This window comes from Micromonospora echinofusca (assembly GCF_017614955.1).
Taxonomy (GTDB): domain Bacteria; phylum Actinomycetota; class Actinomycetes; order Mycobacteriales; family Micromonosporaceae; genus Micromonospora; species Micromonospora echinofusca_A.
Genome location: NZ_WVUH01000070.1, coordinates 1 through 24,666 on the forward strand (window position 1 = coordinate 1; position 24,666 = coordinate 24,666).

Sequence of the window (24,666 nt, forward strand, 5' to 3'; positions counted from 1 at the left end):
GACTGAGTCCGACCGGGGGTGGGGGCGCACCGCACCGTGGGCGGAAAGTGAGCAACACATCACGGTACGGTTGGCACCGGGCAACCGGGGTACGCTGACCGGCGTGCCGCCGAACAATCCGGGCGACCAGCGCCCCCTCCGTCCGCTGACCGCTGACCAGGCCTGGCGGGCCACCTCTGGCCGGGCCGGTCGGTGCGTGCTCTTCTTCGACTTCGACGGCACCCTGGCGCCCGTCGGCGACGACCCGACGGCGGTGCAGCCGGCACCCAAGGTGCTGGCCGCGCTCGAGGCGCTCGCCGGGATCGTCCAGCGGGTCGCCATCGTCTCGGCCCGCCCGGTCGACTTCCTGCGCGAGCACTTCGGCGCCCTGTCCGGAGTGGACCTCTACGGCCTCTACGGCCTGGAGCACAGTCACTCCGGCGGCGGCACGGTGACCGAGCCGGCCGCCCTGCCCTGGGTGCCGACCATGGCCGAGCTGGCCGAGCGGGCCCGCGCCGAGCTGCCGCCCGGCACGCTGGTGGAGTACAAGCGCCTCTCCGTCGCCCTGCACTACCGCACGGTGCCCGCCCTGGCCGACACCGTCGAGGCGTGGGGGCGCGCCCAGGCCGACCGGCTCGGGCTCCGGGTCCAGGCGGGCCGGATGGTCATCGAGCTGAAGCCACCGGGCGACCAGGACAAGGGCCTGGTCATCGACACCGCGGTCCGCGACGCCGCCTGCGCCTGGTACTTCGGTGACGACGTCTCCGACATCAAGGCGTTCGCCGCTCTCCGCGCGCGGGAGGACCGTGACCCGGACTTCCTCGGCGTGTGTGTCGCGGTGGCCAACCCGGAGACCGGTGACGAGGTCTCCCGGGCAGCCGACCTGACGATCGACTCACCGGAGGCGCTCGGCGACTTCCTCACCGAGGCGGTCCACCGGCTGAGCTGACCCGGCGACCGGCGGCTGAGCTGACCGGCGGGGCCTGGACGAGTCGGTCAGGCGCCGTACCGGCGCTGCCGGTTGGCGTACGAGCGCAGCGCCCGGAGGAAGTCGATGTGCCGGAAGTCCGGCCAGTTCAGCTCGCAGAAGTAGAACTCGGAGTGCGCCGACTGCCACAGCATGAAGCCGGAGAGCCGCTGCTCACCACTGGTCCGGATGACCAGGTCCGGGTCGGGCTGCCCCCGGGTGTAGAGGTGCTCCGCGATGTGCTCGACGTCCAGCACCTCGGCGAGTTCCTCGATGGTGCCGCCCTTGGCGGCGTGGTCGTAGAGCAGCGAGCGCACCGCGTCGGCGATCTCCCGCCGGCCGCCGTACCCGACCGCGATGTTGACCTGCGCTCCCCCGGAACGGTCCCGGGTCTTCTCCTGCGCCGACTTCAGCGCGGTGGCGGTCTGGGTCGGCAGCAGGTCGAGCGCACCGACGATCCGCAGCCGCCAGGGGTTGCCCTCCTCGGCCAGCTCGGTCACCAGATCCTCGATGATCTGGAGCAGCGGGTCCAGCTCGCTGGCCGGCCGGCGCAGGTTGTCGGTGGCGAGCAGGTAGAGGGTGACGTGGCCGATACCAGCCTGGTCGCACCAGCCGAGTACATGTTTGATCTTGGCGGCGCCGACCCGGTGACCGTCGTTCGGGTCGACGAAGCCCATCTCCCGGGCCCACCTGCGGTTACCGTCGCACATCACACCCACGTGCCGGGGCACGGGCTTGCCGGCGAGCTTCGCCGTCAGCCGCCGCTCGTAGATCGAGTAGATCAGGTTCCGCAGAGTCATCCCTTGCAGAGTAGCGACCGGGGCCAGCCCCGACGGTGCCGACGCCGGGGATGTCGTCACCCCGTGCGTCCGAGTCCGGAAGCGATCACCCGTAGGGTCCGTCCGTCGAGCCGCCCGTCACCCAGACCCAGCTCGACCAGCGTGTCGAAGGACCGCCGGTCGTCCCGCGCGGCCCGGACCGCCGCGTCGACCACCGACCGGCGGCGGGCCAGGAACGCCGCCGCCGAACTGTGCCGGAGATGGGTGCCGAGCCGACCCCGCAACGCCCGGGCGTACCGGCGCGCGGCGTACGCCGGGTGCCGGGCCGCCGCCGCCCCGGCCAGCGCACCGGAGAGCACCGCGTAGAAGATCCCCTCGCCGGTGAACGGATTGATCAGCGACAGCGCGTCACCGGCCAGGACGATCCGGTCCCGCCCCGCAGGCGGCCGGTGGGTGGACAGCGGCAGATGGTGGGCCCGCAGGTCGGTCACCGTGGCCGGGTCCACCGCCGGGAGCAGGTCCGCCATCCGGTCCAGCAGGTGGGCACGGTTCAGCGGCTGACCGCGCAGCACCTCCCCGTACCCGACGTTCGCCCGGCCGTCCCCGATCGGGAAGGACCAGGCGTACGCCGGCCAGCGCACCGCCGAGGTGACGATGTCCTGCCGGGGCGGTCCCGGTGGCGCCGGAGCGTACCCGCGGATGGCCAGGGCCAGGTGGCGGTCCGGGTTGACCGGGTGACCGAGCGCCCGGCGCAGTACCGAACCGGCGCCGTCCGCGCCGACCACCGCCCGCGCGGCCAGTACCCCGTCCAGCACCACCCGGTCGGCCCGCTGCTCGACCCGACGTACGGTGTGCCGGCGCAGTACCGCGCCGGCGGCCACGGCGGCGGCGACCAGCCGGGCGTCGAAGACCCGCCGGGGCACGGTGTGCGCCGGCCGGGGCAGCCGGCGCAGCGCCTCGACCCCGCCCGGGGCGACCAGCCGCAGCGCGGATACCGGCGGGAACCCGGCCACCGGGTCCGGTACGCCCAGGTCGGCGAGGACGTCCAGGGCGTGCGCGGCGATCCCGTCGCCGCACGCCTTGTCCCGGGGGAAGTCGGCGCGGTCCAGCAGCACGACCCGGGCCCCGGCCCGCCGGGCGGCCAGGGCGGCACTCGCCCCGGCCGGTCCCCCACCGACCACCGCGACGTCGTAGAGGTCGGTCACCGGGCGGTCACCGGATCGGCCGGTACCGCCCCGGCTGCGGGTCGGTCGGCCCGCCGCAGCCCGTAGAGCGCCACCGCGGCGGCGGCCACCAGCGGGGCACCGTCGCGGATCAGGCCGTCCGCGCCGAGGAGCAGCCAGCAGAGCGGCAGGTCCACAGTGAGCGCGGCGAGGGTCACCGCCACCAGCAGTCCCCGGGCCCAGCGCCGCCCGCGCAGCAGGAAGAAGGTGCTGAGCATGACCGCGTAGCTGACCGCGATCCCGGCGACGAACCAGAGCACCACCAGGGGTACGGCGATCAGCCGGCCGTCGACGATCGCACCGACCGCCACCAGGCAGGGCACCAGCATCAACGGGCTGTAGGTGAACGCGGCGACCCGGGTGGTGAGCAGCCAGCCCGCCACCTGCGGGCGCTGGGGTGCCCCCTCCCGCCAGCTGATCCCCTGCCGGTCGATGACCAGCCGGCCCGGGTGGCGGGTGAGGTACCCGCCGACGGCCGGCGACCGGTAGAGCAGCAGCACCACGGCGGCGCAGAGCGCGGTGAGCACGGCGAAGCCGAGCACCCCGGGTAACGGTGGTACCCCGTTGCGGGGCACGATCAAGCGGCCCACCGCGAAGACCGTGGTGAGGGCGAGGATCAGCCCGAGGGGGCGGGAGCCGGCGCGTCCCCGGCGCACGTGCCAGATCAGGATCAGGAAGCCGAGCGAGCGCAGCAGTGCCCAGCCGGTCCGTACCGCCAGCGGGAAGCCCTGCTCCGGGGCGTACCGCCAGTTGAGCAGCTCGACCACGACGGTGGCCGCTGCGGTGAGCGCGAGCAGGGCGGTCAGCGCACGGACGGCGGACGGCCGCCGGACCGGTCTGGTCGCGGCGGCCGTCCTCGTCATGACTGTTGATGATGCCCGGAGCGGGCGGCGATTACACCTACCGTGACTGCGCGTCGAGCCGGGCCCGCAGTGCGTCCAGCTCGGCCCAGAGCACCCCGGGCAGCTTGTCGCCGAACTTCTCGAACCACTCGGTGACCAGCGGCAACTCCCGGCGCCACTCCTCCGGGTCGACCTTGAGCGCGATCCGGACGTCCTCCGGGGTCATGTCCAGGCCCTCGACGTCCAGCGCGTCCTGGGTGGGCACCATGCCGATCGGGGTCTCGACCGCGTCGGCGGTCCCCTCCAGCCGGCCGATGATCCACTTGAGCACCCGGGAGTTCTCGCCGAAGCCCGGCCAGAGGAACTCGCCCTCGGCGTCCTTGCGGAACCAGTTGACGTAGAAGATCTTTGGCAGCTTCGACTCGTCGCCGTCGGTGCCCTTGCCCATCTCGATCCAGTGCCGGAAGTAGTCACCGGCGTGGTAGCCGATGAACGGCAGCATGGCCATCGGGTCGCGGCGCACCACGCCGACCGCGCCGGACGCGGCGGCGGTGGTCTCCGAGGAGAGGGTGGCCCCCATGTAGACCCCGTGCACCCAGTCCCGGGCCTCGGTGACCAGCGGGATGGTGTCCCGGCGCCGGCCGCCGAAGAGGATCGCGTCGATCGGTACGCCCTGCGGGTCGTCGTACTCGTCGGCGAGGATCGGGCACTGGTTGATCGGGGTGCAGAACCGGCTGTTGGCGTGCGAGGAGAGGCCCTCGCTCTGCGGCGTCCAGTCCTGGCCCTTCCAGTCGGTCAGGTGGGCCGGCGGCTCGCCCATCCCCTCCCACCAGATGTCGCCGTCGTCGGTGAGCGCGACGTTGGTGAAGATCGAGTTGCCCCGGTCGAGGGTACGCATGGCGTTGGCGTTGGTCTTCCAGTCCGTGCCGGGCGCCACGCCGAAGAGGCCGAACTCCGGGTTGACCGCGTAGAGCCGCCCGTCCGAGCCGAACTTCATCCAGGCGATGTCGTCACCGATGGTCTCGACCTTCCAGCCCGGGATGGTCGGCTCCAGCATGGCCAGGTTGGTCTTGCCGCACGCCGACGGGAAGGCACCCGCGATGTAGTGGGTCCTCCCCTCCGGCGAGGTGATCTTGAGGATCAGCATGTGCTCGGCGAGCCAGCCCTCGTCCCGGGCCATCACGCTGGCGATCCGCAGCGAGTAGCACTTCTTGCCGAGCAGCGAGTTACCGCCGTACCCGGAGCCGTACGACCAGATCTCCCGGGTCTCCGGGAAGTGCGAGATGTACTTGGTCTGGCTGCACGGCCACGCCTCGTCCCGCTGCCCGGGGGCGAGCGGGGCACCCACCGAGTGCAGCGCGTGCACGAAGTCGGTGTCGTCCCCCATCGCCGCGAGCACCTTGCTGCCCATCCGGGTCATGATCCGCATCGAGGCGACCACGTACGGGCTGTCGGTGATCTCCACCCCGAACATGGGCTGCTCCGCCTCCAGCGGCCCCATGCAGAACGGGATGACGTACATCGTCCGGCCGCGCATCGAACCGCGGTAGAGATCGGTCATCGTGCGCTTCATCTCGGCCGGCGCCATCCAGTTGTTGGTGGGTCCGGCGTCGGCCTCGTCGACCGAACAGATGAACGTACGTTCCTCGACCCGGGCCACGTCGGACGGGTCGGTGCGGGCGTAGAACGAGTTCGGCTTCTTCTCCGGGTTGAGCCGGATCAGGGTGCCGGCGTCGACGAGTTCGTCGGTGAGCCGCCGCCACTCCTCATCGGACCCGTCGACCCAGACCACCCGCTCGGGGGTGGTGAGTTCCGCGACCTCTCGAACCCAGGCAAGCAGTTTGGGATGGGTTGTCGGGGCCTGATCGAGACCCCGGACAGCAGCCGGAGCAACCATGACACATCTCCTTGTGGTCGACGCTGACCGATCTATGGGATGCACGATTCGGACGGACGGCTATCCGCCTCGCCGACGTGGGAACCTGGGATTGCGCTCAGCGTAAACCTGGGCTCCCGGCCCGTCAGTGGGACTGGTTGTGAAGAACTGCACAAGATGCGGATCAGGTGCGGCATCACGAGCTAGTACCCGCTTTCACGCGCAGTTTCACGCAAATCTTGCGGAAAACTGCGTCACATGGTGTGGGAAACCCCATCCTTTTCGTCGACACATCAGCCACGATTCCGGGTACCCACTTCGACGGTGCGTGAACGCCCCCTCACCCGATCAGCGGACCGGGCGCGACCCACCGCGCCGCAGAACCCCGCGCCCGCCACCTGTTGTTGATCATGAAGTTGTTGTTCACCTGTGTCCGTTATGTCGCCAACAACTTCATGATCGACCAGAAGGGTGGTGGAGGCGGAGGCTGATCCGTCGGCGGCGGACGCGGACGGCCCGCCCGGGGCGCGGTACGGCGCGCGACGGACGACCGGGTATTGATGTCAGGCACCGGTCAGGTCAACCGGTACGCTCGACCCGTGCCCGCGACCGCGACCGGAGACCAGCCGAGCCCGCCAGGGACACGCGCCGGCCCGCTCCGTTCGCTGCTGGACCGGTTCGGTCACCTGATCCACGAGATGAGCAAGTTCGCCACCGTGGGTGGGATCGCCTTCGTCGTGGACTTCGCGCTCTTCAACTACGCCACCACCGGGCTGGGCATCGAGCCGCTCACCGCGAAGGCGGTCTCCACCGTGATCGCCGCTTCGGTCGCCTTCGTCGGCAACCGGTTCTGGACCTGGCGGCACCGCGAGCGCAGCAACCCGGCCCGGGAGTACCTGCTCTTCTTCTTCTTCAACGCGGTCGGACTCGGCATCGGGCTCGCCTGCCTCGCGATCAGCCGGTACGGGCTCGGCGCCGTCTGGCCGGAGGTGTTCCAGACCCCGCTCGCCGACAACCTCGCCAGCTACATCGTCGGGACCGGCCTGGGGACGCTCTTCCGATTCTGGTCCTACCGACGGTTCGTCTTCGTCGCTGCGGGGACACGAGACACGACCCGGAAGGACCCCGGGCGTTGACCCTGCCGGGGCGTGATTCCGCGCCCACCCGACCCGGTCGGACCGGTCCGACCGCCCGACTGCCCTAAGGTGTTCCGCATGCGTCTTGTCCGTCTGCTGCCCGCGCGCTGGCAGAAGTTCATCCACGAGGCGCTCAAATTCGGCGTGGTCGGCGGCATCAACACGGTCATCAATTACGCGGTGTTCAACGCGCTGGCACTGACCGTCTTCTCCGACGGTCAGTTGAAGGCGACGGTCATCGCGACCATCGTGGCGACGATCACGTCCTATCTGATGAATCGGCACTGGACGTACCGAGATCGCCCCAAATCGGCCCTGCGTCGCGAGTATGCCCTTTTCTTCCTTTTCAACGCGACCGGACTTCTCATCGAACTGGGTGTCCTCGCCCTGGCGAAGTACGGTTTCGGGCTGACCAGCCTGCTCGCCCTGAACGTGGCGAAGACCGGAGGCGTGCTGCTCGGCACGCTCTTCCGTTTCTGGTCGTACCGCACCTTCGTTTTCCAGCCCGCACCGGTGGTCACCAGCTCGGACGACCCCGTACGCGAGACCACCGCCGGGCCGGCCACCACAGTGCAGTCCGCGCCGGACGCTGTGGTGCAGCCTGCCGAGACCACCACCCGGGCCGGATCGGGTGGGACAGCCCCGCCCGCGCAGGGTGTCGCCGAACTGGACCCCGTGGCGGACCTGGCCGGGTCCGTGACCGAACTCGAGGCAACCGAACCGACCGTGCCCGGCACCGGCCCCCGACCGGCACCGGGGCGACTCGCCGGCCCACGGGGCGCCGGCCACCTCGCCCGGCTCCGACCCGACTACGAGGAGAGCACGATAGACGCCGAACTGGCTGCCCAGTGGGAGGCCGAACTTCAGGCCGCCGCCCGACGGTCCACCGGCCGGTGAACGCGGTCACGGCGCGCTCGGGTACGGGCGCCGAGGCTCAACTGTTCTTCGAGGACCTCACCCCGGGGCGGACCTTCGACCTGGGCGTCACCCGGGTCGACGGGGCCGAGATGCTCGCCTTCGCCCGCCGGTACGACCCGCAGTGGTACCACGTCGACGCCGAGCTGGCCGCGAACAGCCACCACGGCGGCCTGATCGCCAGCGGTTTCTTCACCGTCAGCCTGTTCATGCGCGCCTACGTCGACCACGTCCTGGCCCGGGCCGCCGCCGACGCCTCCCCCGGGCTGGAGGAGCTGCGCTGGCTCGCCCCGGTACGCGCCGGTGACCGGCTCGCCGTACGCCTGGACGTGATGGGCAGCAAGCCGTCCGCGGCGCGGCCCGGCCTCGGCACGGTCACCCTGGTCGGGACGATGCTCCGGCTCGGCGCGGACGACCAGCCGGAATCCGAGGTACTGCGTACCCGGTTCCGTGGCTGGTTCCTGCTCCGCCCCACCGGTGACCTCGGCCCCAGCGGTGACCTCGGCCCCAGCGGGCAGCCTGGCCCAACCGATGAACTCGGCCCCGCCGGTGACCGCAGTCCCACCGGTGAACTCCGGCCCATCGGGCAGCCTGACCCGACCGGCTGACCGGTACCGCACGCGCCCCGTTCGCCCGGCGTACCCGCTACGTCGTGGTCGGGTGGTCGCGCAACGGCTTGCCCTCGCTCAGGTCGGCCAGCATCTCCCGCATCTCGCCGTCCCCCAGCGAGTGCCGGTCGTGGTGTGCCTCGACCAGCTCGTAGAGCCGGGTCTGCACCTGGCTGATCCCGGGCACGTCGGTGAGTACCGCCGGGCCCCGCTCACCGGCCGACTCGATGGTGAGCGTGCCGCAGCCGAAGATCCGCTCCAGGAAGCGCTGGTTCATCGAGTAGTCGTTGATCCGGGCCAGCGGGACGTCCCGGCGGTCCCGGGAGACCACCCCGTGCTGGAGCAGAACCCGTTCGTTGGTGAAGAGGTAGTGGGTCGTCCGCCAGACCAGGAACGGACGCAGCGCCAGCCAGAGCACCAGCGCCAGAGCCAGGGCGGAGATCACGTACAGCCCGATGGAGCCGCCGCCGGAATCCGGCAGCAGCACGAACCCGGCAACCACGGCGGCGACCGCGAGCACCAGGACCAGCCCCGGACCCACCAGGGCCTTCCAGTGCGGGTGCAGGTGCAGGACGACCTGCTCGTCCTCGGTGAGCACGTCCTCGGGGAAAGCCACCCCAACCTCCTCGGGTACACACGATGTCCGCGCTGACCGTAGTCGCTCGACGGGATCCGGTGGGTCAGCCGCGCGGTCGGGACCTGAGGTGTTAAGAAGGGGCCCTTCCTCTACCGAAAGCGTTAAGCAGGGGCCCTTCCTTACAGCTCCTTACATCCGGACGTGCAGGACGTCGCCGGCGGAGACCCGGCGCTCGCCGGCGGCGGTCCGGACGAAGAGCTGCCCGTCGTCATCGACCCCGGTGGCGGTACCGGACAGTGCGCTGCCGTCGGGCAGCAGCACCTGCACGGTCCGGCCGACCGTGTCACAGGCCTCCAGGTAGGCGCTGTGCAGCCCGCAGGCACCGGCGTCCCCACCGGCGTACCGCCAGCGGTCGTACCAGCCGGCGACCGCGCGCAGCAGGGCCCGCAGCAGCGGATCCCGGTCGGTGGCGACGGCACCGGCGAGGCGGAGTGAGGTGGCCGGCAGTCCGGTGGGGTTCGGGGGCAGTTCGTCGGCGCGCAGGGTGACGTTCAGCCCGATGCCGAGCACGATCGCCGGGGGCAGGGAGTCCCCGCCCGGAATCATCCCACCCGGTACCGCCTCGGCGAGGATGCCGGCGCATTTCGCCCCACCCACCAGCAGGTCGTTGGGCCACTTGAGCACGGCGTCCACCTCGGCCAGCCGGTTCACCGCCTCGACCAGGGCGACTCCGGCGAGCAGCGGCAGCCAGCCGTAGCCGGAGGTCGGCACCGGTGGCCAGTCCCGTTCGGGCACGGCCTCCCCGGGGCGGAGCAGGACGCTGACCGCGATGCCGGCCCGCGGCGGTGACTGCCAGGTCCGGTCCCGTCGTCCCCGGCCGGCCGTCTGCCGCTCGGCGACGACCACCAGCCCTTCCGGTTCACCCGCCCGGGCGGCTTCGGCGGCGTCCGCGTTGGTCGAGCCGGTCTCGGCGTGCAGCTCCAACCGTCGCCAGGGGCCGGCGGGGGCGAGCAACGCCCGGCGCAGCCGGCGCACGTCCAGCGGCGGGCGGTCCAGATCGGTGTACGGGGAGCCTGGCATCCGGTCAGCGTACGACCCGCCGGACCGGCCGGACCCGTCCGAGGCCGGCCCGGACATACCCGGCCGGGCTTCACGCCCCACCCGCTCCGGGCGGGGCGACCGCGCGGGCCGGGGTGGCGTGACCCGCCCGGCGGGGTGGTGAGGCGAAGTGCACAGCGGCGGCGGCCTGAACCATCGTTATATTCCACGGGTGACTACCGAGACCGAGGTCAACATCCACACCACCGCCGGCAAGCTGGCGGACCTGGAACGACGGGTCGACGAGGCGGTGCACGCCGGGTCGGCGCGGGCGGTGGAGAAGCAGCACGCCCGTGGCAAGAAGACCGCCCGTGAGCGGATCGAGCTGCTGCTCGACGAGGGCTCGTTCGTCGAGCTGGACGAGCTGGCCCGGCACCGCTCGACGAACTTCGGGCTGGACCGGACCCGGCCGTACGGGGACGGTGTGGTGACCGGGTACGGGACCGTGGACGGCCGGCAGGTCTGCGTCTTCGCCCAGGATTTCACCGTCTTCGGCGGCTCCCTCGGTGAGGTCTTCGGCTCGAAGATCGTCAAGGTGATGGACCTGGCCATGAAGATCGGTTGCCCGGTCGTCGGGATCAACGATTCCGGGGGTGCCCGCATCCAGGAGGGCGTGGTCAGTCTCGGCCTGTACGGCGAGATCTTCTTCCGCAACGTCCGCGCCTCCGGCGTCATCCCGCAGATCTCGCTGGTGATGGGGCCGTGCGCCGGTGGTGCGGTCTACTCCCCGGCGGTCACCGACTTCACCGTGATGGTCGACCAGACCTCGCACATGTTCATCACCGGGCCGGACGTGATCAAGACGGTCACCGGCGAGGACGTGGCGATGGAGGAGCTGGGCGGCGCGCGTACCCACAACACCCGCAGCGGCAACGCGCACTACCTCGCCAGCGACGAGTCCGACGCGATCGACTACGTCAAGGCCCTGCTGTCGTACCTGCCGGCGAACAACCTGGACGAGCCGCCGGTCTTCGACGCGCCGGCCGACCTCGACGTCACCGACGCCGACCGGGAGCTGGACACCCTGATCCCCGACTCGGCCAACCAGCCGTACGACATGCACCGGGTGATCGAGCACGTCCTGGACGACGGGGAGTTCCTGGAGGTCCAGCCGCTCTACGCGCAGAACATCGTGGTCGGTTTCGGCCGGGTGGAGGGGCGCCCGGTCGGCGTGGTGGCCAACCAGCCGATGCACTTCGCCGGTTGCCTGGACATCGCCGCCTCGGAGAAGGCCGCCCGTTTCGTACGGACCTGCGACGCGTTCAACATCCCGGTGCTGACCTTCGTGGACGTGCCCGGGTTCCTGCCCGGCACCGGCCAGGAGTGGGACGGCATCATCCGCCGGGGCGCCAAACTGATCTACGCGTACGCGGAGGCGACCGTCCCGAAGGTCACGGTGATCACCCGCAAGGCTTACGGCGGGGCGTACGACGTGATGGGCTCCAAGCACCTCGGTGCGGATCTGAACTTCGCCTGGCCGACCGCGCAGATCGCGGTGATGGGCGCCCAGGGGGCGGTGAACATCCTCTACCGGTCCGAGCTGGCCGCCGCCGAGGACCCGGCCGCCGTCCGGGCCGAGAAGATCGCCGAGTACGAGGACACCCTGGCCAACCCGTACGTGGCGGCCGAACGCGGCTACGTCGACTCGGTCATCCCGCCGCACGAGACCCGGGCGCAGATCGTCCGGGCGCTGCGGGTGCTGCGGACGAAGCGGGAGACGTTGCCCCCGAAGAAGCACGGCAACATCCCGCTCTGACCGCCGTGGCCTGGCCGGAGGACGCGGCCGGCAGCCGGCCCGGACTCCCGGGCCGGCTCCGGTCAACAGCCCGGATTCGCCGTCCGGCAGAGCCGGGCGGCGGCGGTGGCGGCCATCTCCCGGGCCCGTTCCCCGGTCAGGTCGGCCGATGTCACCACGGTGACCAGGTCCCCGACCCGGATCACGGCGACCAGGTAGACCACCGATCCCGGTGACCCCTGCCGGGCGATCTCGTGACGCAGCAGCATCGACTGGTCCCCGGCGAACCCCCGGTCCACCCTGGACCAGGCGTGTTCGCCCCAACCGTCGAGCAGCCGGCGTTCGTAGGTGGGTCCGGGTGACCGGTACCGGGCACAGACCGCGACGGCCCGGTCCACGTCGTCGACGATCCGGCCGGCCGCGCCGCCGGGAAACCGGCCCACCTCCTGACGCAGTACCGGGTCACCGTCGGCCGGGTCGCGGAGCAGGGCGTGCCGCCGGAAGGCGACCGCCACTCCGTCGTACCGGTCGAGGGTGGCGTAGTCGGGGCAGGACACGAGGCTGTCGGCGATGGGGCGTACCGGGGCGAAGTCGGTCGTCTCGGTCGCGCCGAGCAGCAGGTCGGCCCCGAGGTCCCCGGGTTGCAGCAGTGCGTCGACCGGAATCGCGGTCGGCACGGTGGAGACGGTGGTCCGGGCGAAGGGCGTCGTCGGGGCGGCCCCCTGCACGGTGGGATCCGGCCACACGCTGCTGCGCGGGGACGGTACCGGCTGGGCCGGGGCACCCTCCGGCGGTACCGGCGGCACGGTGTCCGGCGTGGTGGGTACCGGCGTGGCAGCCACCGGCGACGGTGTCCGGTCGGGACGGACCACCGAGCCCACGGCGGAGGCCGCAGCGACGACCACCATCAGGGCCAGTGCGCCGGAGGCGGCCTGGCGGCGGGCCCGGCGGCGGGCCCGGTTCCGGATCTCGGTCGGTGACGCCCAGCGGATGCTCGCCAGGTCGGCGGCGATCCGCTCCACCAGTTGGGTGGCCTGGTCGGGATGGTCGGGTGTCTCAGGCATCGCGGGCCTCCTCCAGATCCACGACGGCGAGCAGTCCGGCGAGGGCGGTCCGGGCCCGGGAGAGTCGGGCCTTGACCGTGCCCACCGGGGCGTTGGTTTCCCGGGCCACCTCGGCCACCGGCATGCCGAGCAGGTAGTAGAGCGCGATCGCGGTGCGCTGCTCCTCGGGGAGCCGGCGCAGGGCGGCGACCACGTCCACGGTGTCGCCGGTCGGTGCCGGGGTCGTCTCCACCGCACCGTGCCGGAGGTAGGCGCGGGCCCGGCTGCGCAGGCTGCGCCACCGGCTCACCGCGATCCGGGCGGCGACCAGACGGGTCCACGCCTCCGGGTCCTCGTACCCACCGATGGTCGACCATCGTTGCCAGGCGCGGACGTACGCCTCCTGGACGGCGTCCTGCGCTTCCGCGAGGTCGCCGGTCAGCACGTAGACGTACCCGAGCAGCCGTTGCCGGCTGCCCCGGTAGAACTCGTCGAACCCGTCGACGTCGGGCACCTGCACCTCCGGTTTGGTGGGTCGCAGGCAACACGCGCGGGCCGGGGTGACCGGTTGCCGGGTCCTGTCGATCATGGACCGGTGGTGGGCGGGTTACCCTCTTCTACGCCTTTCGTCAGGCACCAGAAGTCCATGATCGACGCGCGCTAGGCGAGCAGGTCGGTCAGCGCCGGGCCGGCGAGCAGGGCCGCACCGACCGCCAGCACCAGCAGGTTGACCAGTCCGAACAGGCCCACCCAGAAGAGTGCCGGGAACGGGGTCAACCGGGCCAACTGGTCCGCGTCCGACTCCGGCAGTCTTCCCCACCGCCGCAGGGTGTGCAGTTCACCGACCGGCCGTACCCCGCCGAGCAGCAGAAACCACACCCCGGTGTACGCGAACGCGGCCTGGACCTGCGGATCGGCGTACCAGGAGACGGCGAGCACGATCCCGCCGGTGACCAGCAGGGACAGGATGCCGAAGACGTTACGGATCATGAACAGCATGGCCAGCAGCAGCGCGACGGTGATCCAGAGCAGCAGGGTGATCCGGTTGCCGCCGAGCAGCCACGCGCCGGCCAGACCGACCAGGGAGGGGGCCAGGTAGCCGGCGAGGAGGGTGAGAATCATCCCGGGCCCGGTCGGGCGGCCGGCGGAGAGGGTGAGCCCCGAGGTGTCGGAGTGCAGCCGGATACCGCGCAGCTTCCGCCCGGTGAGCAGGGCGGCCAGGGCGTGACCGCCCTCGTGGGCGATGGTGACGGCGTTACGGGCGATCCGCCAGGGCGTCCGGGTCGCCACCACGACGAGCGCGACGACGGCGGTACCGAGGAGCAGCAGGGGCGGCGGGTCGGGTTGGGCACCGAGGAGCCGGTCCCAGAGCGTGGTCAGCCCGTCGATCGAGAACATGGGGCGCGAGCGTAGCCGACCGGCGCCCGCAGGGACACCTTTCCCGAACGGTACCCCCGACAGCGGACGTCGATCCGAAGGATCTTTTACCAGCTATTGCGATTCAAGGCAGATTTCTTCAAAGATGGTCGTCAATAGTACGGCGTTCAGGGAGGAATCATGATCCGCACCAGATCGCTGCGCCGGCTCTTCGCCGCCGGCCTCGCCGTGGTCGCCGCCACCGCCGCCACGCTCGTCGCCACCACCGCCCCGGCCTCGGCCGCCACCGTGGCCGGCATCGACGTGTCCCGCTACCAGGGCACCATCAACTGGACCAGCGTCCGCAACGCCGGCATCGAGTTCGCCTTCATCAAGGCCACCGAGGGGACCAGCTACAAGGATCCCAACTTCAACGCCAACTACACCAACGCCTACTACGCCGGAGTGATCCGGGGCGCGTACCACTTCGCCCGGCCGAACATCTCCTCCGGCGCCATCCAGGCCAACTACCTGGCCTCCAACGGCGGCGCCTGGTCGGCGGACAGCCGCACCCTCCCCGCCGCCCTGGACATCGAGGGCAACCCGTACAGCGGCGGCTACTGCTACGGGCTCACCACCTCCGGGATGCGCAGCTGGATCGCCGACTTCCTCAACACGTACCGCTCGCGCACCGGCCGGTATGCGGTCATCTACACCACCACGAGCTGGTGGAACCAGTGCACCGGCAGCTGGACCGGCCCCTGGGCCAACCATCCACTCTGGATCGCCCGCTGGTCGAGCAGCCCGGGCACCCTGCCGGCCGGCGCGTCGGTCTGGAGCTTCTGGCAGTACACCAGCACCGGCAGCGTCTCCGGGATCAGCGGCAACGTCGACCGGAACTACTGGAACGGCGACCGGTCGCGGCTGATCGCGCTGGCCAACAACACCGCCTGAGGCCGGCGGCACCGTCCGTCGCCAGCGACGTCATGATCGTCTGCGGTTCTCCGGTACGCGGTCCGGCGTGTCGTGCAGCTCGACCGCAGACGATCATGACGCGATGTTGCGGCCCCGGACCCGGACCGGCACAGTGGCACCGCCCCGGACGGGGGCGTTACGCCGCCGGAGCAACCAGCCACCCGCAGCAGCGACGGCCACGGTCACGATGCCGACGAGCGCGATCATGGCGAGCAGCCCGCCGCTGGCGAGGAGCAGGGCCACGTCGCCCAGGGCGACGAGCATCCAGAGTGCGAGTCGGGGCTTGCCGGCCTTCCGTCGGTAACTCATCTGCCGTACCTCCTTCCGTCGTCGAAGGAAGTGGTACCCCGACCACCGGGCTTTCATGCCGCCCGGTCACTCATCCATCAATCCGATTACTGATCCATCAATCAGGACCCGGATCGGCCGGCAGCAGGACGGTGGCGCCGGGAGGTCAGCTCCGGACCGGCCGGAAGCCGTCAGCGATGATCTTGAAGACGGCCTCGTTCTCGTCCCAGACATCCGCCGGCGTGTCCCACCGGATCGCGTACCCCTTGTCCGGAGCGGTGACGAAGCCCCGGTTACGGACATGGATGGTGCGACCGTTGGAGGTCTGCGTCCACTCCCAGTCCGCAGCCTCGTCCCAGTAGTCGATCTCACGGATCGTCACCCGGCGATAGTTCGGATACCGACCCTTCCGGGCGGCCTCCTGCGCCGTCCAGTCGGCCACCGCGTTGCCCTTCGGCGTGGTCGTCTGGTCGATCAGCAGCGAGCGCCCACGACCGTCGGAGAAGCGGACCCGCCAGTCCTCCGGGCCGGAACCGAACTTCTCCCGGCGTACCGACCAGCCCTCGGGCACCGGCACCTTGAAACCCGTCGGATCGGTGTGCAACCGCCAACCCGCCGGTACCACCGGGTCACCCTGACCGGCCAGCGTGGGGCTGGGCGGCTGGGAGCTCGGTGCCGCCGAGGTCGGGGGTGCCGCCGACGACGTCTGCGGAGCAGCAGACCGACCGGGCGTCGCCTGGGAGGTCCGACCGGCCTGCGGCCCCGGGCCGGGCTCGTCGTCACCGTCCCCGCCGAGCAGCGTCGGCAACGCCACCGCCAGAACGACCAGCAGCAGCACGACGAGCACACCGATCAGCAGGCCCTTACGGCGGCCGGCGGACCCGCCGGGCGCGGGCGGCAGCACGGTGGCCCGACCGGAGACCGGATCACGGTCCGGACCGACCTGCGCCGGCATGGTCGCGGTCGGGGCCGGGCGGCCGGGATCGGGGCGTACCGGATCGGGGTGTACCGGAACGGCCGGCTCCTGCGGCTCGACCCTGGCGGTCGGCGCGGACCGGTCCTCCGGGGCCGGCACCAGCGCCGTCGGCGCGGCGTCGTCCGACGACACCCTGGCCGTGGCGGCATCCTCCGGGGACACCCTGGCGGTGGGGGCGGCATCCTCGGCGGACGCCTTCAGGGTCGCACCGGGATCCCCGGCGGGCACCGGCGCGACCGGCGGCGGAGTCGCCGCGTCCGGCTCGTCCTGGGCGGGGCGGGGTGCCGGCACCAGCGGACCGCGCGGCTGGCGCGGACCGTTCGGGCCGGGACGGCGTACCCCGTCGAGCAGTGAGATCGCGCTCCGCGACCGCTTGCCGACCACCCGCCGCAGCAGCCGCTCCGCCACGTCGGCGTCGATCCGTTCGGCCGGGTCCTTCCGCAGCAGGCCGTGCAGGACCGCCTTCAACGGGCCGGCGTTCTTCGCCGGGGGCAGCGGCTCGGTGGCCAGCGCGGCGAGCGTGCCGATCGCCGACGGCCGGGCGAACGGCGAATGCCCCTCCACCGCGGCGTAGAGCGTCGCGCCCAGCGACCAGAGATCCGCCTCCGGCCCGGCGGTGCCGTCCCTGGCCCGCTCGGGGGCGATGTACGCCGGCGAGCCGAGGACCAGCCCGGTACGCGTCACGTTCGGGTCACCCGGCACCGTGGCGAGACCGAAGTCGGTCAGCACCACCCGGCCGTCGTCGCCGAGCAGTACGTTGCCGGGCTTGATGTCCCGGTGCATCACACCGGCCTTGTGTGCCGCCTTCAGTGCCCCGAGCACGCCCAGACCGATCTCGGCCGCCCGGACCGGCGACACCGGCCCGTCAGCGGCGAGCGTGTCCTGCAACGAGCGGGACGGGACGTACTCCATGACGATCCACGGATCGCCGTCGGTACGCAGCACGTCGAAGACACGGACCACGTTGACGTGGTTCAGTCGGGCAATGGCGCGGGCCTCGCGGAGCGAGCGTTCCCGCATCTCCCGGCGCTCGTCGTCGGTCAGACCGGGCGGGGGGACCAGCTCCTTGATCGCGACATCGCGGTGGAGCACCTCGTCGCGGGCCTTCCACACGCGACCCATGCCGCCCTGACCGAGCGGCGAGATGAGCCGGTATCGGCCAGCGACCAGTTGGGGAAGCGCGTTGGACATCTCGAAAAACTTACCCGCCTCGACCCCGCACCACACCGGCGGCACGCCACGGTGTGGTCCGGGTCGGGAAAGCGACGCGTACGATTGCCACATGTCTGCCGAAGAGCCGCTGTTCAGGGTGGTCCGGGGCACACCCACCCCCGAGGAGTTGGCCGCCCTGGTCGGGGCGGTGCTCGTCCGCTCCCGACCGTCCACGGTCGCGCCCCCGCCGGCCCTGTCCGCCTGGACGCGGAGCGGCCGACCGGCCGCCACGCCCACCGCCGGTGCGGGTGCCTGGCGCGCCACCGGCCTGCCACGCTGACACTGGTACGGGCCATCGCGACCGGTACCGATCCGGGCCATCCCGACCGGCTTTCGTAAGGCCGTCGCGGTCGGTCTCGTAAGGCCGTCGCGGTCGGTCTCGTAAGGCCGTCGCGGTCGGTCTCGTAAGGCCGTCGCGGTCGGTTTCGTCCGGCAGGGCTGCCGGTGACGGGACGCACCCACTAACCTCACTCAGGGAAACTGGGTCGTCACGCCTGGGGAGGGACCGTGATCCCTGAGGAAGACCGTCCGCCGGCCTGGTTGCAGGGGTACGGCGACATCGAGGCGGACCTCGACCGGATGGAGGAGTTCGCCGCCGCCCTCGACAAGGAGGTGCGGCAGCACTACATCCCGCACCTGGCCCGGCTCTACGACGACATGAGCGTCAAACTGCCCGACCCGTGTGACGCCTTCGTCGAGCTGGTCCACTTTCTTCAGGCCCACCGGGACACCCAGCAGGCCACCAGCAACCTCGTCCACTTCTTCCGGGACGCGACCGGCGGGCTGGCGGTGGCGGCGGACCGGATCAGCAAGCAGTACGCCGGGGCGGACGCGTACGCCGCCGCAAGGGTGGGGGACGTCCGGAAGGCTCTCGACGGCACCGCCGCCGCGCCTGCACCCGTGCCGCCCGTCGCCGAGCCGGGAGCGGGCGCATGATCGAACGCGGCAGCGGTGCCACCACGGATCTCGGGGGCACCAACTGGACCCTGCTCGACGTACCCACCATCTGGGCCACCCTCGCCGACCACGACACCGGCAACCACTGGCGACTCGTCGTCGGCTGGCGGCGTACCTGCGAACTGACCATGACCCACCTCGGCAGACTGACCGAGTACCGGGAGCGGCTGGTGCAGGCCTGGCCACCGGAACGGAGCAGCGCCGCCCGCGAGTACGTCAACCGCCTGGACCACCTGATCGAGAGCCTGCGGCAGACCCACGACGTGGCAGCCGCCAACTACGACACCTTCTCGGCGGCCACCACCGCGATCGGCGCCACCCGCACCAGGTTGCGCGCCATCCATGACCAGTACGCCGAGAAACAGCAGCAGAAGCAGGAGTACGAGGAGAACCTGACCCGGCTCCGGACCGCAGGCATGGCGAACGTACGGGGCCTACGGCCCCCGGTCGAGGATGACGAGTTGGAGAAGCTCAACATCCAGGCCCGGGAGTTGATGACCGGGCTGAGCGGTGAACTCCGTCAGGCCCAGGCCCAACTGAGACAACCTCCCCCTGCATCCCAGGCAACCAAATATCCCAATAATCCAGATGTCTATCCGAATGATCAGCCTCTGATTCCGCCGGTCATTCCGATGCCACTTAGCCAAAACAGAAGCTCATCGGGAACGCCTGCACCCGCAAGCAACCGACCAGGAAACCTATTTCCTTCCGCCAGCATAGGGCCGATCTTGGGCAGCGCCGGCACCCCTGCTTCATCTCATCCCGTCCAGCCCGCACCGTCGGCATTCAGTCCACCGAATACGCCGCCGTCAACGACAGGAGGGGGCGCTCACCCAGTAGGCATTTCAGCGAGCATCGGCTTGCCGCCCGCTTCCAGCCCGGTCACCCGCGCGAAGGACCTAGCCGCTACTAGCAGTACTAATAGTCCTGCTAGTGGTCGCAGCCCGCATTCAGGAAATATCATCGGAGGAACATCCGGAGCCGCGCTCTCCCAGCCCTCAACACGTACAGCACCAGAAAAGAGGATCAATCCCGTAGGCGGCATGATTGGTAGCGGCAGCGCGGGCAGAAGCATAGCCAGCAATAACGGCTCACAGCCAGGGACGCATACTAATCGAACAACTCCATCCAACAGATTCGACCCGCTTCCCGCAGGCGCGAGCTGGCATCCTAACAGCAGCCAGAGAGAGTCGAGGCAGCAAGATAGTGTCTGGGACCGCAACGACCCCTGGGAAACAGCAGAAGGGGTTGACCCCATAGTGCGGCACACAGATAAGCCAGTTCGGATCGAACCCGGGCCTGCAATCGGCTTAGACCGATGAATGTTCTCATTGCCGGAGCCGCCCTGTCGATTGCCCTAACAACAACTGGTTTAATCCTTCCGCCGGCCACCAGGCTGCAATCAGATGAAATTCGAAACAACCAATGGCACCTCGCATACCTACGGGTAGGCGAAGCACATAAAATAACCAAAGGTGCGGGCGTAACAGTTGCGGTTATCGATACAGGGGTGGAACCTCATCCTGATTTGCGAAACAACCTCCTCCCGGGAACTGACATCACCCGAGGAGGAAACAATAGCGGCACAAAAGACCGAGACGGTCACGGCACAAGCATGGCTGGACTGATTGCAGCACACGGGCGAAGCCAAAGCTCTGGAGCATTAGGGGTGGCTCCAGAAGCAAAGATTCTTCCCATATACGCCTTACCAGGAGATACCCCAGGAGACCCTGACAAGATTGCCGAAGGCATCCGCTGGGCAGTAAAAAATAGGGCAACAGTCATAAATATTTCAACCGGAGGTGGATCGACACCAAAGCTAGCTAAAGCCGTCGCGGAAGCCGCTTCGGCAGAAGTAGTAATAATTGCGGCATCCGGAAATGCTCCTGGAGATTTTGGGGTCACTTTCCCGGCCGCACTAGAAGACGTAGTCGCCGTCGGCGCAGTAGATAAGTCCGGCAACCACTCGGGGGTATCTGTAACCGGAAGAGAGTTACAGATAGTCGCTCCTGGGAATGACATCTACAGTACCAGCCACAAAGGAAAATATTCCTTAGGAACTGGTACGTCGGCTGCGACGGCGATCGTTGCGGGGGCGGCGGCGTTGGTTCGCAGCAAGTACCCCCACCTGCCTGCGCAGGAGGTCGTCCACCGCCTGACCGCCACCGCCGTGGACAAGGGCGCCCCCGGCCGCGACGAGGAGTACGGGTACGGCGTACTCGACATCGTGGCGGCGCTGACGGCAGACGTACCTCCGCTGGGGTTTGAATCACCGGGCGCGAGCGGCGCCACCACGCCGAACGCGACGGCGACCGCCGCCGGCCCCGCTGGGGATGAAACTCCCGGCTGGCGGCTGCCGCTGCTCACCCTGGGCGTTCTCGGGGTAGCCGGCCTGACCGGCCTGCTCTGGTGGCGTCAACGTCGGCATGCCGTCGGATGACGTCCGGCTCAACCGGTACCGTCATCGGACGTGCAGACGAAGAACCCGATCCGCCTCGTGCTGGCCTCGGCGAGCCCGGCCCGGCGTAAGCTCCTCCAGGCTGCCGGCATCGAGCCGGAAGTGCTGGTCAGCGGTGTCGACGAGTCCATTGTGACGAGCGAGAGCGCCGAAGAACTGTGCCTGCAACTCGCCCGGCTCAAGGCGCAGGCCGTCGTCGGGCGGCTGCTGCCGATCAGTGATCCGCAGGTGCTCGTGCTCGGCTGCGACTCGGTACTCGCCTTCGACGGTGAGATCCTCGGCAAACCGGCGGATCCGGCCGACGCGACGCGACGCTGGGAGCGGATGCGGGGGCGCAGCGGAGTGTTGCATACCGGGCACTGCCTGATCGAGGTGGCCGGTGAGTGCCGGGTGGAGGCGGTCGCCTCGACGACGGTGCACTTCGCGGACGTCACCGACGAGGAGATCGCGGCGTACGTCGGCACCGGTGAGCCGCTGGCGGTGGCTGGCGCGTTCACCATCGACGGGCTCGGTGGGGCGTTCGTGGAACGGATCGAGGGTGACCCGGGTACCGTGGTCGGCCTCTCGCTTCCGCTGCTGCGCGGCCTGCTCGCGGAGCTTGATCTGAGTGTCACCGACCTGTGGAGCCGGGTCGCCCCGGGTGGCCAGGCGGTGGAGCCGCTGACCTGAGCGAAACCATCGATCCGCTGACCAGGGAACGGCGCGGCGCGGGACCGGTGAGGGCACTTCAGGGTACGACCACAGCCTGCCTTCCGGACGGTATGCGGGAGGACAGGTGTCGGTGGCCCTGATGACCCGAATTATTCACATCTTTCAATAGATTGATGGACCTTTCCGGGCTGGTCAAGAACCGCCTCCCGGTCGGGCGGCAGGTCGGATAGCGTCCGATCATGACCACGAAACCGCTGCCCATCACCGAAGAGTTGCACGAGTATCTGATCGCGCACGGCGCGCCGCCGGATGCACTCGTCAACGAGCTGGCCGAGGAGACCCTGGCGCTCCTGCCGAAGGACGCGCACATGCAGGTCGCGCCCGAGCAGGCCGCACTGCTGACCTTCCTCACCCGGCTGGTCGGGGCCCGGCAGGCGGTGGAGGTCGGCACGTTCACCGGCCTGTCGGCCCTGTCCATCGCCCGAGGACTACCCGCCGACGGTCGGCTGACCTGCTTCGACATCTCAGAGAAGTTCACCGACATCGCGCGGCGCTACTGGACGCGGGCCGGTGTGGACGACCGGATCGAGCTGCGCATCGGACCGGCCGGTGAAACCCTGCGCGAACTGCCCCACGAACCGTACCTCGACTTCGCGTTCATCGACGCGGACAAGGTCGGCTACCCGGTCTACTGGGCGGAACTGGTCCCCCGGATGCGCCCGGGTGGCCTGATCGCGGTGGACAACGTGCTGCGCGGCGGTCGGGTACTCGCGCCGCAGGACGCGGCCGACCGGGCGATCGCCGCGTTCAACGACGAGATCATGTCCGACGTACGGGTCGAGCGGGTCATGCTGCCGGTGGCCGACGGTCTGACGCTCGCCCGGCGCTGCTGAGGGTGGCATCGTGGTTAGGAGGGGGCCCTTCCTCTACCGAATGCGATAAGAAGGGGCCCTTCCTAACACCTGAGGCGAGCAGCGCCGCCAGCCCGATGAAGCCGGGCAGGAGCAGGAAGGCCAGGTGCGGTCCGACCCCGTCGGCCACCCAGCCGAGCGCGACGGGGGCGATCCCGAAGCCGATCGCCATCGAGTACGACGCATAGCCGGCCGCCCGGTCGGCAGCCGGTCCGGCAGCGGCGAAGGCGACCGACATGGCGAGCGGGTAGTGCATGGAGTTGCCGGTGCCGAGGATGAACAGCCCGGTGACCGCGAGCCAGCCGACCGGCGACACCCAGAAGACGGTGAACCCGACCAGCGACACGGCGAGTGCGCCGAACAGCAACGGGACCGGCGGGTACCGCAGGGCGAACCGGCCGCCGACGAGCCGGCCGAGGAACATCCCGCCGACGATCGCGGCGACGGCGGCGGACGCTGCTCCGGCGGAGAGGCCGGCATGCGAACGGAGTACGTCGGCGGTCCACAGGGAGAGGCACACCTCGATGGAGCCGGTGACCGCCATCAGCAGCCAGGCGACCCAGTAGGCGCGGGGCAGCCGGGCCGGGGCGCTGCGGGCGGTGGCCGGTACGGTCGGGGCGGTCGGTCGGGGTACCCGGGTGACGAGTGCGACCAGGGCGACGAGGGCGATCAGGCCGACCTCGACGGCCAGGGCCGCCCGCCAGCCGGGCCCGGCGGCGACGGCGACGCCGATGGCCAGCGGCGCGAGGATGCCCATGCCGGCGCAGGCCGCGTTGGCCTCGCTGAGCGCGGCCGGCGCGGCGAGTCCGTGCCGTTCGGTGAGTACGACGTTGACTCCGCTGATCACCAGCATGCCGAAGGTGGCGATGACGACGGTGGCGCCGAGCGTGGCGGGCAGTGGGCGCAGGGTGGCCAGCGCGACGACGCCGACGGCCACCCCGGTCAGGCCGAGCCAGCTGCTCCGGTACCGGCCGAGCCGGCGGGCCAGCGGCGCGAAGGCCGCCCCGCCGAGGAGTGCGCCGACCGCGATCCCGGTGCTGTGCAGGCCGGCCACGGCGGCGCTGGTGCCCTGCTCGTCGCGGAGCAACGGCACCAGCGGCCCGAAGCCGTAGAGGAAGAAGCCCCAGAGGCCCAGGTGTGCGTACGCGAACCAGGTGGCGCGGTCACGGGTGAGGTGGGGCACGCCCGTTACGCTACGACGCTTCCGGAGCCGGGTCGTCGCTGGTGAGAGCGACATCTCTCGGCTGACCTGTGCACGCGGCCCCGGGGTGTTAACAAGGGGCCCTTCCTCTACCGGAAACGTTAACCGGGGGCCCTTCCTTACACCTCAGCGGACGCTGCGGGCGAAGGCGCGGGCGGCCCAGGTGACGGCGGCGACGGTCAGGACGGAGACGATCAGCAGGCCCTGCCAGACCCGGTCGTTGCCGAGGTCACCGGCGAAGAGGGCGCGGGTACCGTCGACGGCCCAGGAGAACGGGTTCCACTCGGCGATGCCCTGCAACCAGCCGGGTGCGAAGGTCAGCGGCAGCAGGATGCCGGAGAGCAGCAGTACCGGTTGGGCGATGGTGTTCATCAGGGGCGCCAACGCGTCCTCGCTCTTGACCAGCAGTGCGACGCCGTAGGAGACGGCCGAGGTCATCAGGGCGATCAGCGCCAGCAGCAGGTACGCCAGCAGCAGGTCGCCGATGAAGACGGAGAGCCCGAAGAGCATCGCGAGGCCGGTGATGATGACGGCCTGCACGATCAGGGAGACCACGTCCCGCAGGGACCGGCCGAGGAGCAGGGCGAGCCGGCTGACCGGGGTGACCCGGGACCGCTCGATCACGCCGGCCCGCAGCTCGGCGATGAGGCCGAACCCCTGGAAGAGGCCGCCGAAGATGGCGAGCAGGACGAGCAGGCCGGGCACGAAGATCTTGTACGCCTCGGCCTGGCTCGGTGCGTTCAGCGCGGGCTTGAGCAGCGGGGCGAAGAGCAGCAGGTACATCACCGGCTGGAAGACGCCGACGAAGACCCAGACCGGGTTGCGGAGCAGCAGTTGGAGTTGGCGCTGGAAGATCAGCCAGGTGTCGCGGGCGGTTTTCACGGGATTCTCCTGACGGGTGGG

25 protein-coding genes are annotated in these 24,666 nt (G+C 70.3%); 12 read left to right on the plus strand and 13 right to left on the minus strand.

Annotation, left to right across the window (positions count from 1 at the left end; genetic code table 11):
• The first annotated feature begins 103 nt into the window (after positions 1-103).
• Positions 104-928, plus strand: coding sequence for a trehalose-phosphatase (gene otsB / locus GSF22_RS10845; RefSeq protein WP_208813413.1), 825 nt, complete (start codon positions 104-106; stop codon positions 926-928).
• 47 nt (positions 929-975) lie between these two features.
• Here otsB and GSF22_RS10850 read toward each other — a convergent pair whose 3' ends face one another.
• From GSF22_RS10850 to GSF22_RS10865, 4 genes are read right to left on the minus strand one after another with little or no spacing between them, the layout of a single operon-like run.
• Positions 976-1,746 (minus strand): isoprenyl transferase, encoded by a 771-nt coding sequence (locus GSF22_RS10850; RefSeq protein WP_208813390.1) that lies wholly within the window; start codon positions 1,744-1,746, stop codon positions 976-978.
• Positions 1,747-1,802: 56 nt separating this feature from the next.
• A complete protein-coding gene (locus GSF22_RS10855) occupies positions 1,803-2,930 on the minus strand; it encodes a geranylgeranyl reductase family protein (RefSeq protein ID WP_208813391.1) in 1,128 nt (375 codons plus the stop codon).
• On the minus strand, positions 2,927-3,811 hold the full coding sequence (locus tag GSF22_RS10860) for a hypothetical protein (RefSeq protein WP_208813392.1): 885 nt from the start codon (positions 3,809-3,811) through the stop codon (positions 2,927-2,929). The genes GSF22_RS10855 and GSF22_RS10860 overlap by 4 nt, the downstream gene beginning before the upstream one ends.
• Positions 3,812-3,848: 37 nt before the next feature.
• Entirely contained in the window at positions 3,849-5,687 is a 1,839-nt protein-coding gene (locus tag GSF22_RS10865) for a phosphoenolpyruvate carboxykinase (GTP) (protein WP_208813393.1), read from the minus strand.
• 539 nt (positions 5,688-6,226) lie between these two features.
• On the opposite strand from GSF22_RS10865, the gene GSF22_RS10870 reads away from it, so the two are divergent.
• The 3 genes from GSF22_RS10870 to GSF22_RS10880 all read left to right on the plus strand — a co-directional run bounded on the left by GSF22_RS10870 (position 6,227) and on the right by GSF22_RS10880 (position 8,325).
• Positions 6,227-6,802, plus strand: a complete 576-nt coding sequence (locus tag GSF22_RS10870) for a GtrA family protein (protein ID WP_208813394.1) — start codon at positions 6,227-6,229, stop codon at positions 6,800-6,802.
• Positions 6,803-6,880: 78 nt separating this feature from the next.
• Positions 6,881-7,699: a GtrA family protein gene (locus tag GSF22_RS10875; RefSeq protein ID WP_208813395.1), complete on the plus strand. Its 819-nt coding sequence runs from the start codon at positions 6,881-6,883 to the stop codon at positions 7,697-7,699.
• Positions 7,696-8,325: a MaoC/PaaZ C-terminal domain-containing protein gene (locus tag GSF22_RS10880; protein WP_208813396.1), complete on the plus strand. Its 630-nt coding sequence runs from the start codon at positions 7,696-7,698 to the stop codon at positions 8,323-8,325. Before GSF22_RS10875 ends, GSF22_RS10880 begins: the two co-directional genes overlap by 4 nt.
• Before the next feature lie 37 nt (positions 8,326-8,362).
• Here GSF22_RS10880 and GSF22_RS10885 read toward each other — a convergent pair whose 3' ends face one another.
• Both GSF22_RS10885 and GSF22_RS10890 read right to left on the minus strand, forming a co-directional pair.
• Positions 8,363-8,941 carry a PH domain-containing protein gene (locus GSF22_RS10885; RefSeq protein ID WP_208813397.1) on the minus strand — a complete coding sequence of 193 codons (579 nt, stop codon included), beginning with the start codon at positions 8,939-8,941 and terminating at the stop codon, positions 8,363-8,365.
• A gap of 150 nt (positions 8,942-9,091) precedes the next feature.
• Positions 9,092-9,982: a biotin--[acetyl-CoA-carboxylase] ligase gene (locus GSF22_RS10890; RefSeq protein WP_208813398.1), complete on the minus strand. Its 891-nt coding sequence runs from the start codon at positions 9,980-9,982 to the stop codon at positions 9,092-9,094.
• A 190-nt stretch (positions 9,983-10,172) separates the two neighbouring features.
• Here GSF22_RS10890 and GSF22_RS10895 point away from each other — a divergent pair, with 190 nt between their 5' ends.
• Positions 10,173-11,756, plus strand: a complete 1,584-nt coding sequence (locus GSF22_RS10895; protein WP_208813399.1) for an acyl-CoA carboxylase subunit beta — start codon at positions 10,173-10,175, stop codon at positions 11,754-11,756.
• Between the two features lie 62 nt (positions 11,757-11,818).
• On the opposite strand, the gene GSF22_RS10900 is transcribed toward GSF22_RS10895, so the two are convergent.
• From GSF22_RS10900 to GSF22_RS10910, 3 genes are all read right to left on the minus strand, one after another.
• On the minus strand, positions 11,819-12,799 hold the full coding sequence (locus GSF22_RS10900) for a hypothetical protein (RefSeq protein ID WP_208813400.1): 981 nt from the start codon (positions 12,797-12,799) through the stop codon (positions 11,819-11,821).
• On the minus strand, positions 12,792-13,292 hold the full coding sequence (locus GSF22_RS10905) for a SigE family RNA polymerase sigma factor (RefSeq protein WP_208813414.1): 501 nt from the start codon (positions 13,290-13,292) through the stop codon (positions 12,792-12,794). The genes GSF22_RS10900 and GSF22_RS10905 overlap by 8 nt, the downstream gene beginning before the upstream one ends.
• Positions 13,293-13,438: 146 nt before the next feature.
• The gene (locus GSF22_RS10910) at positions 13,439-14,176 is read right to left on the minus strand and encodes a M50 family metallopeptidase (protein WP_208813401.1); all 738 of its coding nucleotides are present in this window, start codon (positions 14,174-14,176) and stop codon (positions 13,439-13,441) included.
• A 159-nt stretch (positions 14,177-14,335) separates the two neighbouring features.
• Here GSF22_RS10910 and GSF22_RS10915 point away from each other — a divergent pair, with 159 nt between their 5' ends.
• On the plus strand, positions 14,336-15,088 hold the full coding sequence (locus GSF22_RS10915; RefSeq protein WP_208813402.1) for a GH25 family lysozyme: 753 nt from the start codon (positions 14,336-14,338) through the stop codon (positions 15,086-15,088).
• 93 nt (positions 15,089-15,181) lie between these two features.
• Here GSF22_RS10915 and GSF22_RS10920 read toward each other — a convergent pair whose 3' ends face one another.
• Both GSF22_RS10920 and GSF22_RS10925 read right to left on the minus strand, forming a co-directional pair.
• Positions 15,182-15,418 (minus strand): hypothetical protein, encoded by a 237-nt coding sequence (locus GSF22_RS10920; protein WP_208813403.1) that lies wholly within the window; start codon positions 15,416-15,418, stop codon positions 15,182-15,184.
• Positions 15,419-15,563: 145 nt separating this feature from the next.
• Positions 15,564-17,564, minus strand: a complete 2,001-nt coding sequence (locus GSF22_RS10925; protein WP_208813404.1) for a serine/threonine-protein kinase — start codon at positions 17,562-17,564, stop codon at positions 15,564-15,566.
• 91 nt (positions 17,565-17,655) lie between these two features.
• Between GSF22_RS10925 and GSF22_RS10930 the strand changes: the two genes are divergently transcribed.
• The 6 genes from GSF22_RS10930 (at position 17,656) to GSF22_RS10955 (ending at position 22,544) form a co-directional block, all read left to right on the plus strand.
• Complete coding sequence (locus tag GSF22_RS10930) at positions 17,656-17,865, plus strand: acyl-CoA carboxylase subunit epsilon (protein WP_208813405.1); 210 nt, start codon at positions 17,656-17,658, stop codon at positions 17,863-17,865.
• Positions 17,866-18,092: 227 nt separating this feature from the next.
• Positions 18,093-18,521 carry a hypothetical protein gene (locus tag GSF22_RS10935; RefSeq protein WP_208813406.1) on the plus strand — a complete coding sequence of 143 codons (429 nt, stop codon included), beginning with the start codon at positions 18,093-18,095 and terminating at the stop codon, positions 18,519-18,521.
• A complete protein-coding gene (locus GSF22_RS10940; protein ID WP_208813407.1) occupies positions 18,518-19,864 on the plus strand; it encodes a coiled-coil domain-containing protein in 1,347 nt (448 codons plus the stop codon). Before GSF22_RS10935 ends, GSF22_RS10940 begins: the two co-directional genes overlap by 4 nt.
• Positions 19,861-20,982 carry a type VII secretion-associated serine protease mycosin gene (gene mycP / locus GSF22_RS10945; RefSeq protein ID WP_208813408.1) on the plus strand — a complete coding sequence of 374 codons (1,122 nt, stop codon included), beginning with the start codon at positions 19,861-19,863 and terminating at the stop codon, positions 20,980-20,982. The genes GSF22_RS10940 and mycP overlap by 4 nt, the downstream gene beginning before the upstream one ends.
• A 30-nt stretch (positions 20,983-21,012) precedes the next feature.
• Positions 21,013-21,669 carry a Maf family protein gene (locus tag GSF22_RS10950; protein WP_208813409.1) on the plus strand — a complete coding sequence of 219 codons (657 nt, stop codon included), beginning with the start codon at positions 21,013-21,015 and terminating at the stop codon, positions 21,667-21,669.
• A 221-nt stretch (positions 21,670-21,890) separates the two neighbouring features.
• Positions 21,891-22,544, plus strand: coding sequence for an O-methyltransferase (locus GSF22_RS10955; protein WP_208813410.1), 654 nt, complete (start codon positions 21,891-21,893; stop codon positions 22,542-22,544).
• Here GSF22_RS10955 and GSF22_RS10960 read toward each other — a convergent pair.
• Together GSF22_RS10960 and GSF22_RS10965 are read right to left on the minus strand one after the other, a co-directional pair.
• Complete coding sequence (locus tag GSF22_RS10960; RefSeq protein ID WP_208813411.1) at positions 22,498-23,799, minus strand: MFS transporter; 1,302 nt, start codon at positions 23,797-23,799, stop codon at positions 22,498-22,500. The two genes, GSF22_RS10955 and GSF22_RS10960, sit on opposite strands and share 47 nt — an antisense overlap.
• 90 nt (positions 23,800-23,889) lie before the next feature.
• A complete protein-coding gene (locus GSF22_RS10965; RefSeq protein WP_208813412.1) occupies positions 23,890-24,645 on the minus strand; it encodes an ABC transporter permease in 756 nt (251 codons plus the stop codon).
• Positions 24,646-24,666: the final 21 nt, after the last annotated feature.

Excerpts from the sequence above, each read along its gene's own strand:
- GSF22_RS10850 (WP_208813390.1), bottom strand. The coding sequence starts at position 1,746 with ATGACTCTGCGGAACCTGATCTACTCGATCTACGAGCGGCGGCTGACG.
- GSF22_RS10860 (WP_208813392.1), bottom strand. The coding sequence starts at position 3,811 with ATGACGAGGACGGCCGCCGCGACCAGACCGGTCCGGCGGCCGTCCGCC.
- GSF22_RS10865 (WP_208813393.1), bottom strand. The coding sequence starts at position 5,687 with ATGGTTGCTCCGGCTGCTGTCCGGGGTCTCGATCAGGCCCCGACAACC.
- GSF22_RS10870 (WP_208813394.1), top strand. The coding sequence starts at position 6,227 with ATGTCAGGCACCGGTCAGGTCAACCGGTACGCTCGACCCGTGCCCGCG.
- GSF22_RS10875 (WP_208813395.1), top strand. The coding sequence starts at position 6,881 with ATGCGTCTTGTCCGTCTGCTGCCCGCGCGCTGGCAGAAGTTCATCCAC.
- GSF22_RS10890 (WP_208813398.1), bottom strand. The coding sequence starts at position 9,982 with ATGCCAGGCTCCCCGTACACCGATCTGGACCGCCCGCCGCTGGACGTG.
- GSF22_RS10900 (WP_208813400.1), bottom strand. The coding sequence starts at position 12,799 with ATGCCTGAGACACCCGACCATCCCGACCAGGCCACCCAACTGGTGGAG.
- GSF22_RS10910 (WP_208813401.1), bottom strand. The coding sequence starts at position 14,176 with ATGTTCTCGATCGACGGGCTGACCACGCTCTGGGACCGGCTCCTCGGT.
- GSF22_RS10915 (WP_208813402.1), top strand. The coding sequence starts at position 14,336 with ATGATCCGCACCAGATCGCTGCGCCGGCTCTTCGCCGCCGGCCTCGCC.
- GSF22_RS10920 (WP_208813403.1), bottom strand. The coding sequence starts at position 15,418 with ATGAGTTACCGACGGAAGGCCGGCAAGCCCCGACTCGCACTCTGGATG.
- GSF22_RS10925 (WP_208813404.1), bottom strand. The coding sequence starts at position 17,564 with ATGTCCAACGCGCTTCCCCAACTGGTCGCTGGCCGATACCGGCTCATC.
- GSF22_RS10930 (WP_208813405.1), top strand. The coding sequence starts at position 17,656 with ATGTCTGCCGAAGAGCCGCTGTTCAGGGTGGTCCGGGGCACACCCACC.
- GSF22_RS10940 (WP_208813407.1), top strand. The coding sequence starts at position 18,518 with ATGATCGAACGCGGCAGCGGTGCCACCACGGATCTCGGGGGCACCAAC.
- mycP (WP_208813408.1), top strand. The coding sequence starts at position 19,861 with ATGAATGTTCTCATTGCCGGAGCCGCCCTGTCGATTGCCCTAACAACA.
- GSF22_RS10955 (WP_208813410.1), top strand. The coding sequence starts at position 21,891 with ATGACCACGAAACCGCTGCCCATCACCGAAGAGTTGCACGAGTATCTG.
- GSF22_RS10960 (WP_208813411.1), bottom strand. The coding sequence starts at position 23,799 with ATGTCGCTCTCACCAGCGACGACCCGGCTCCGGAAGCGTCGTAGCGTA.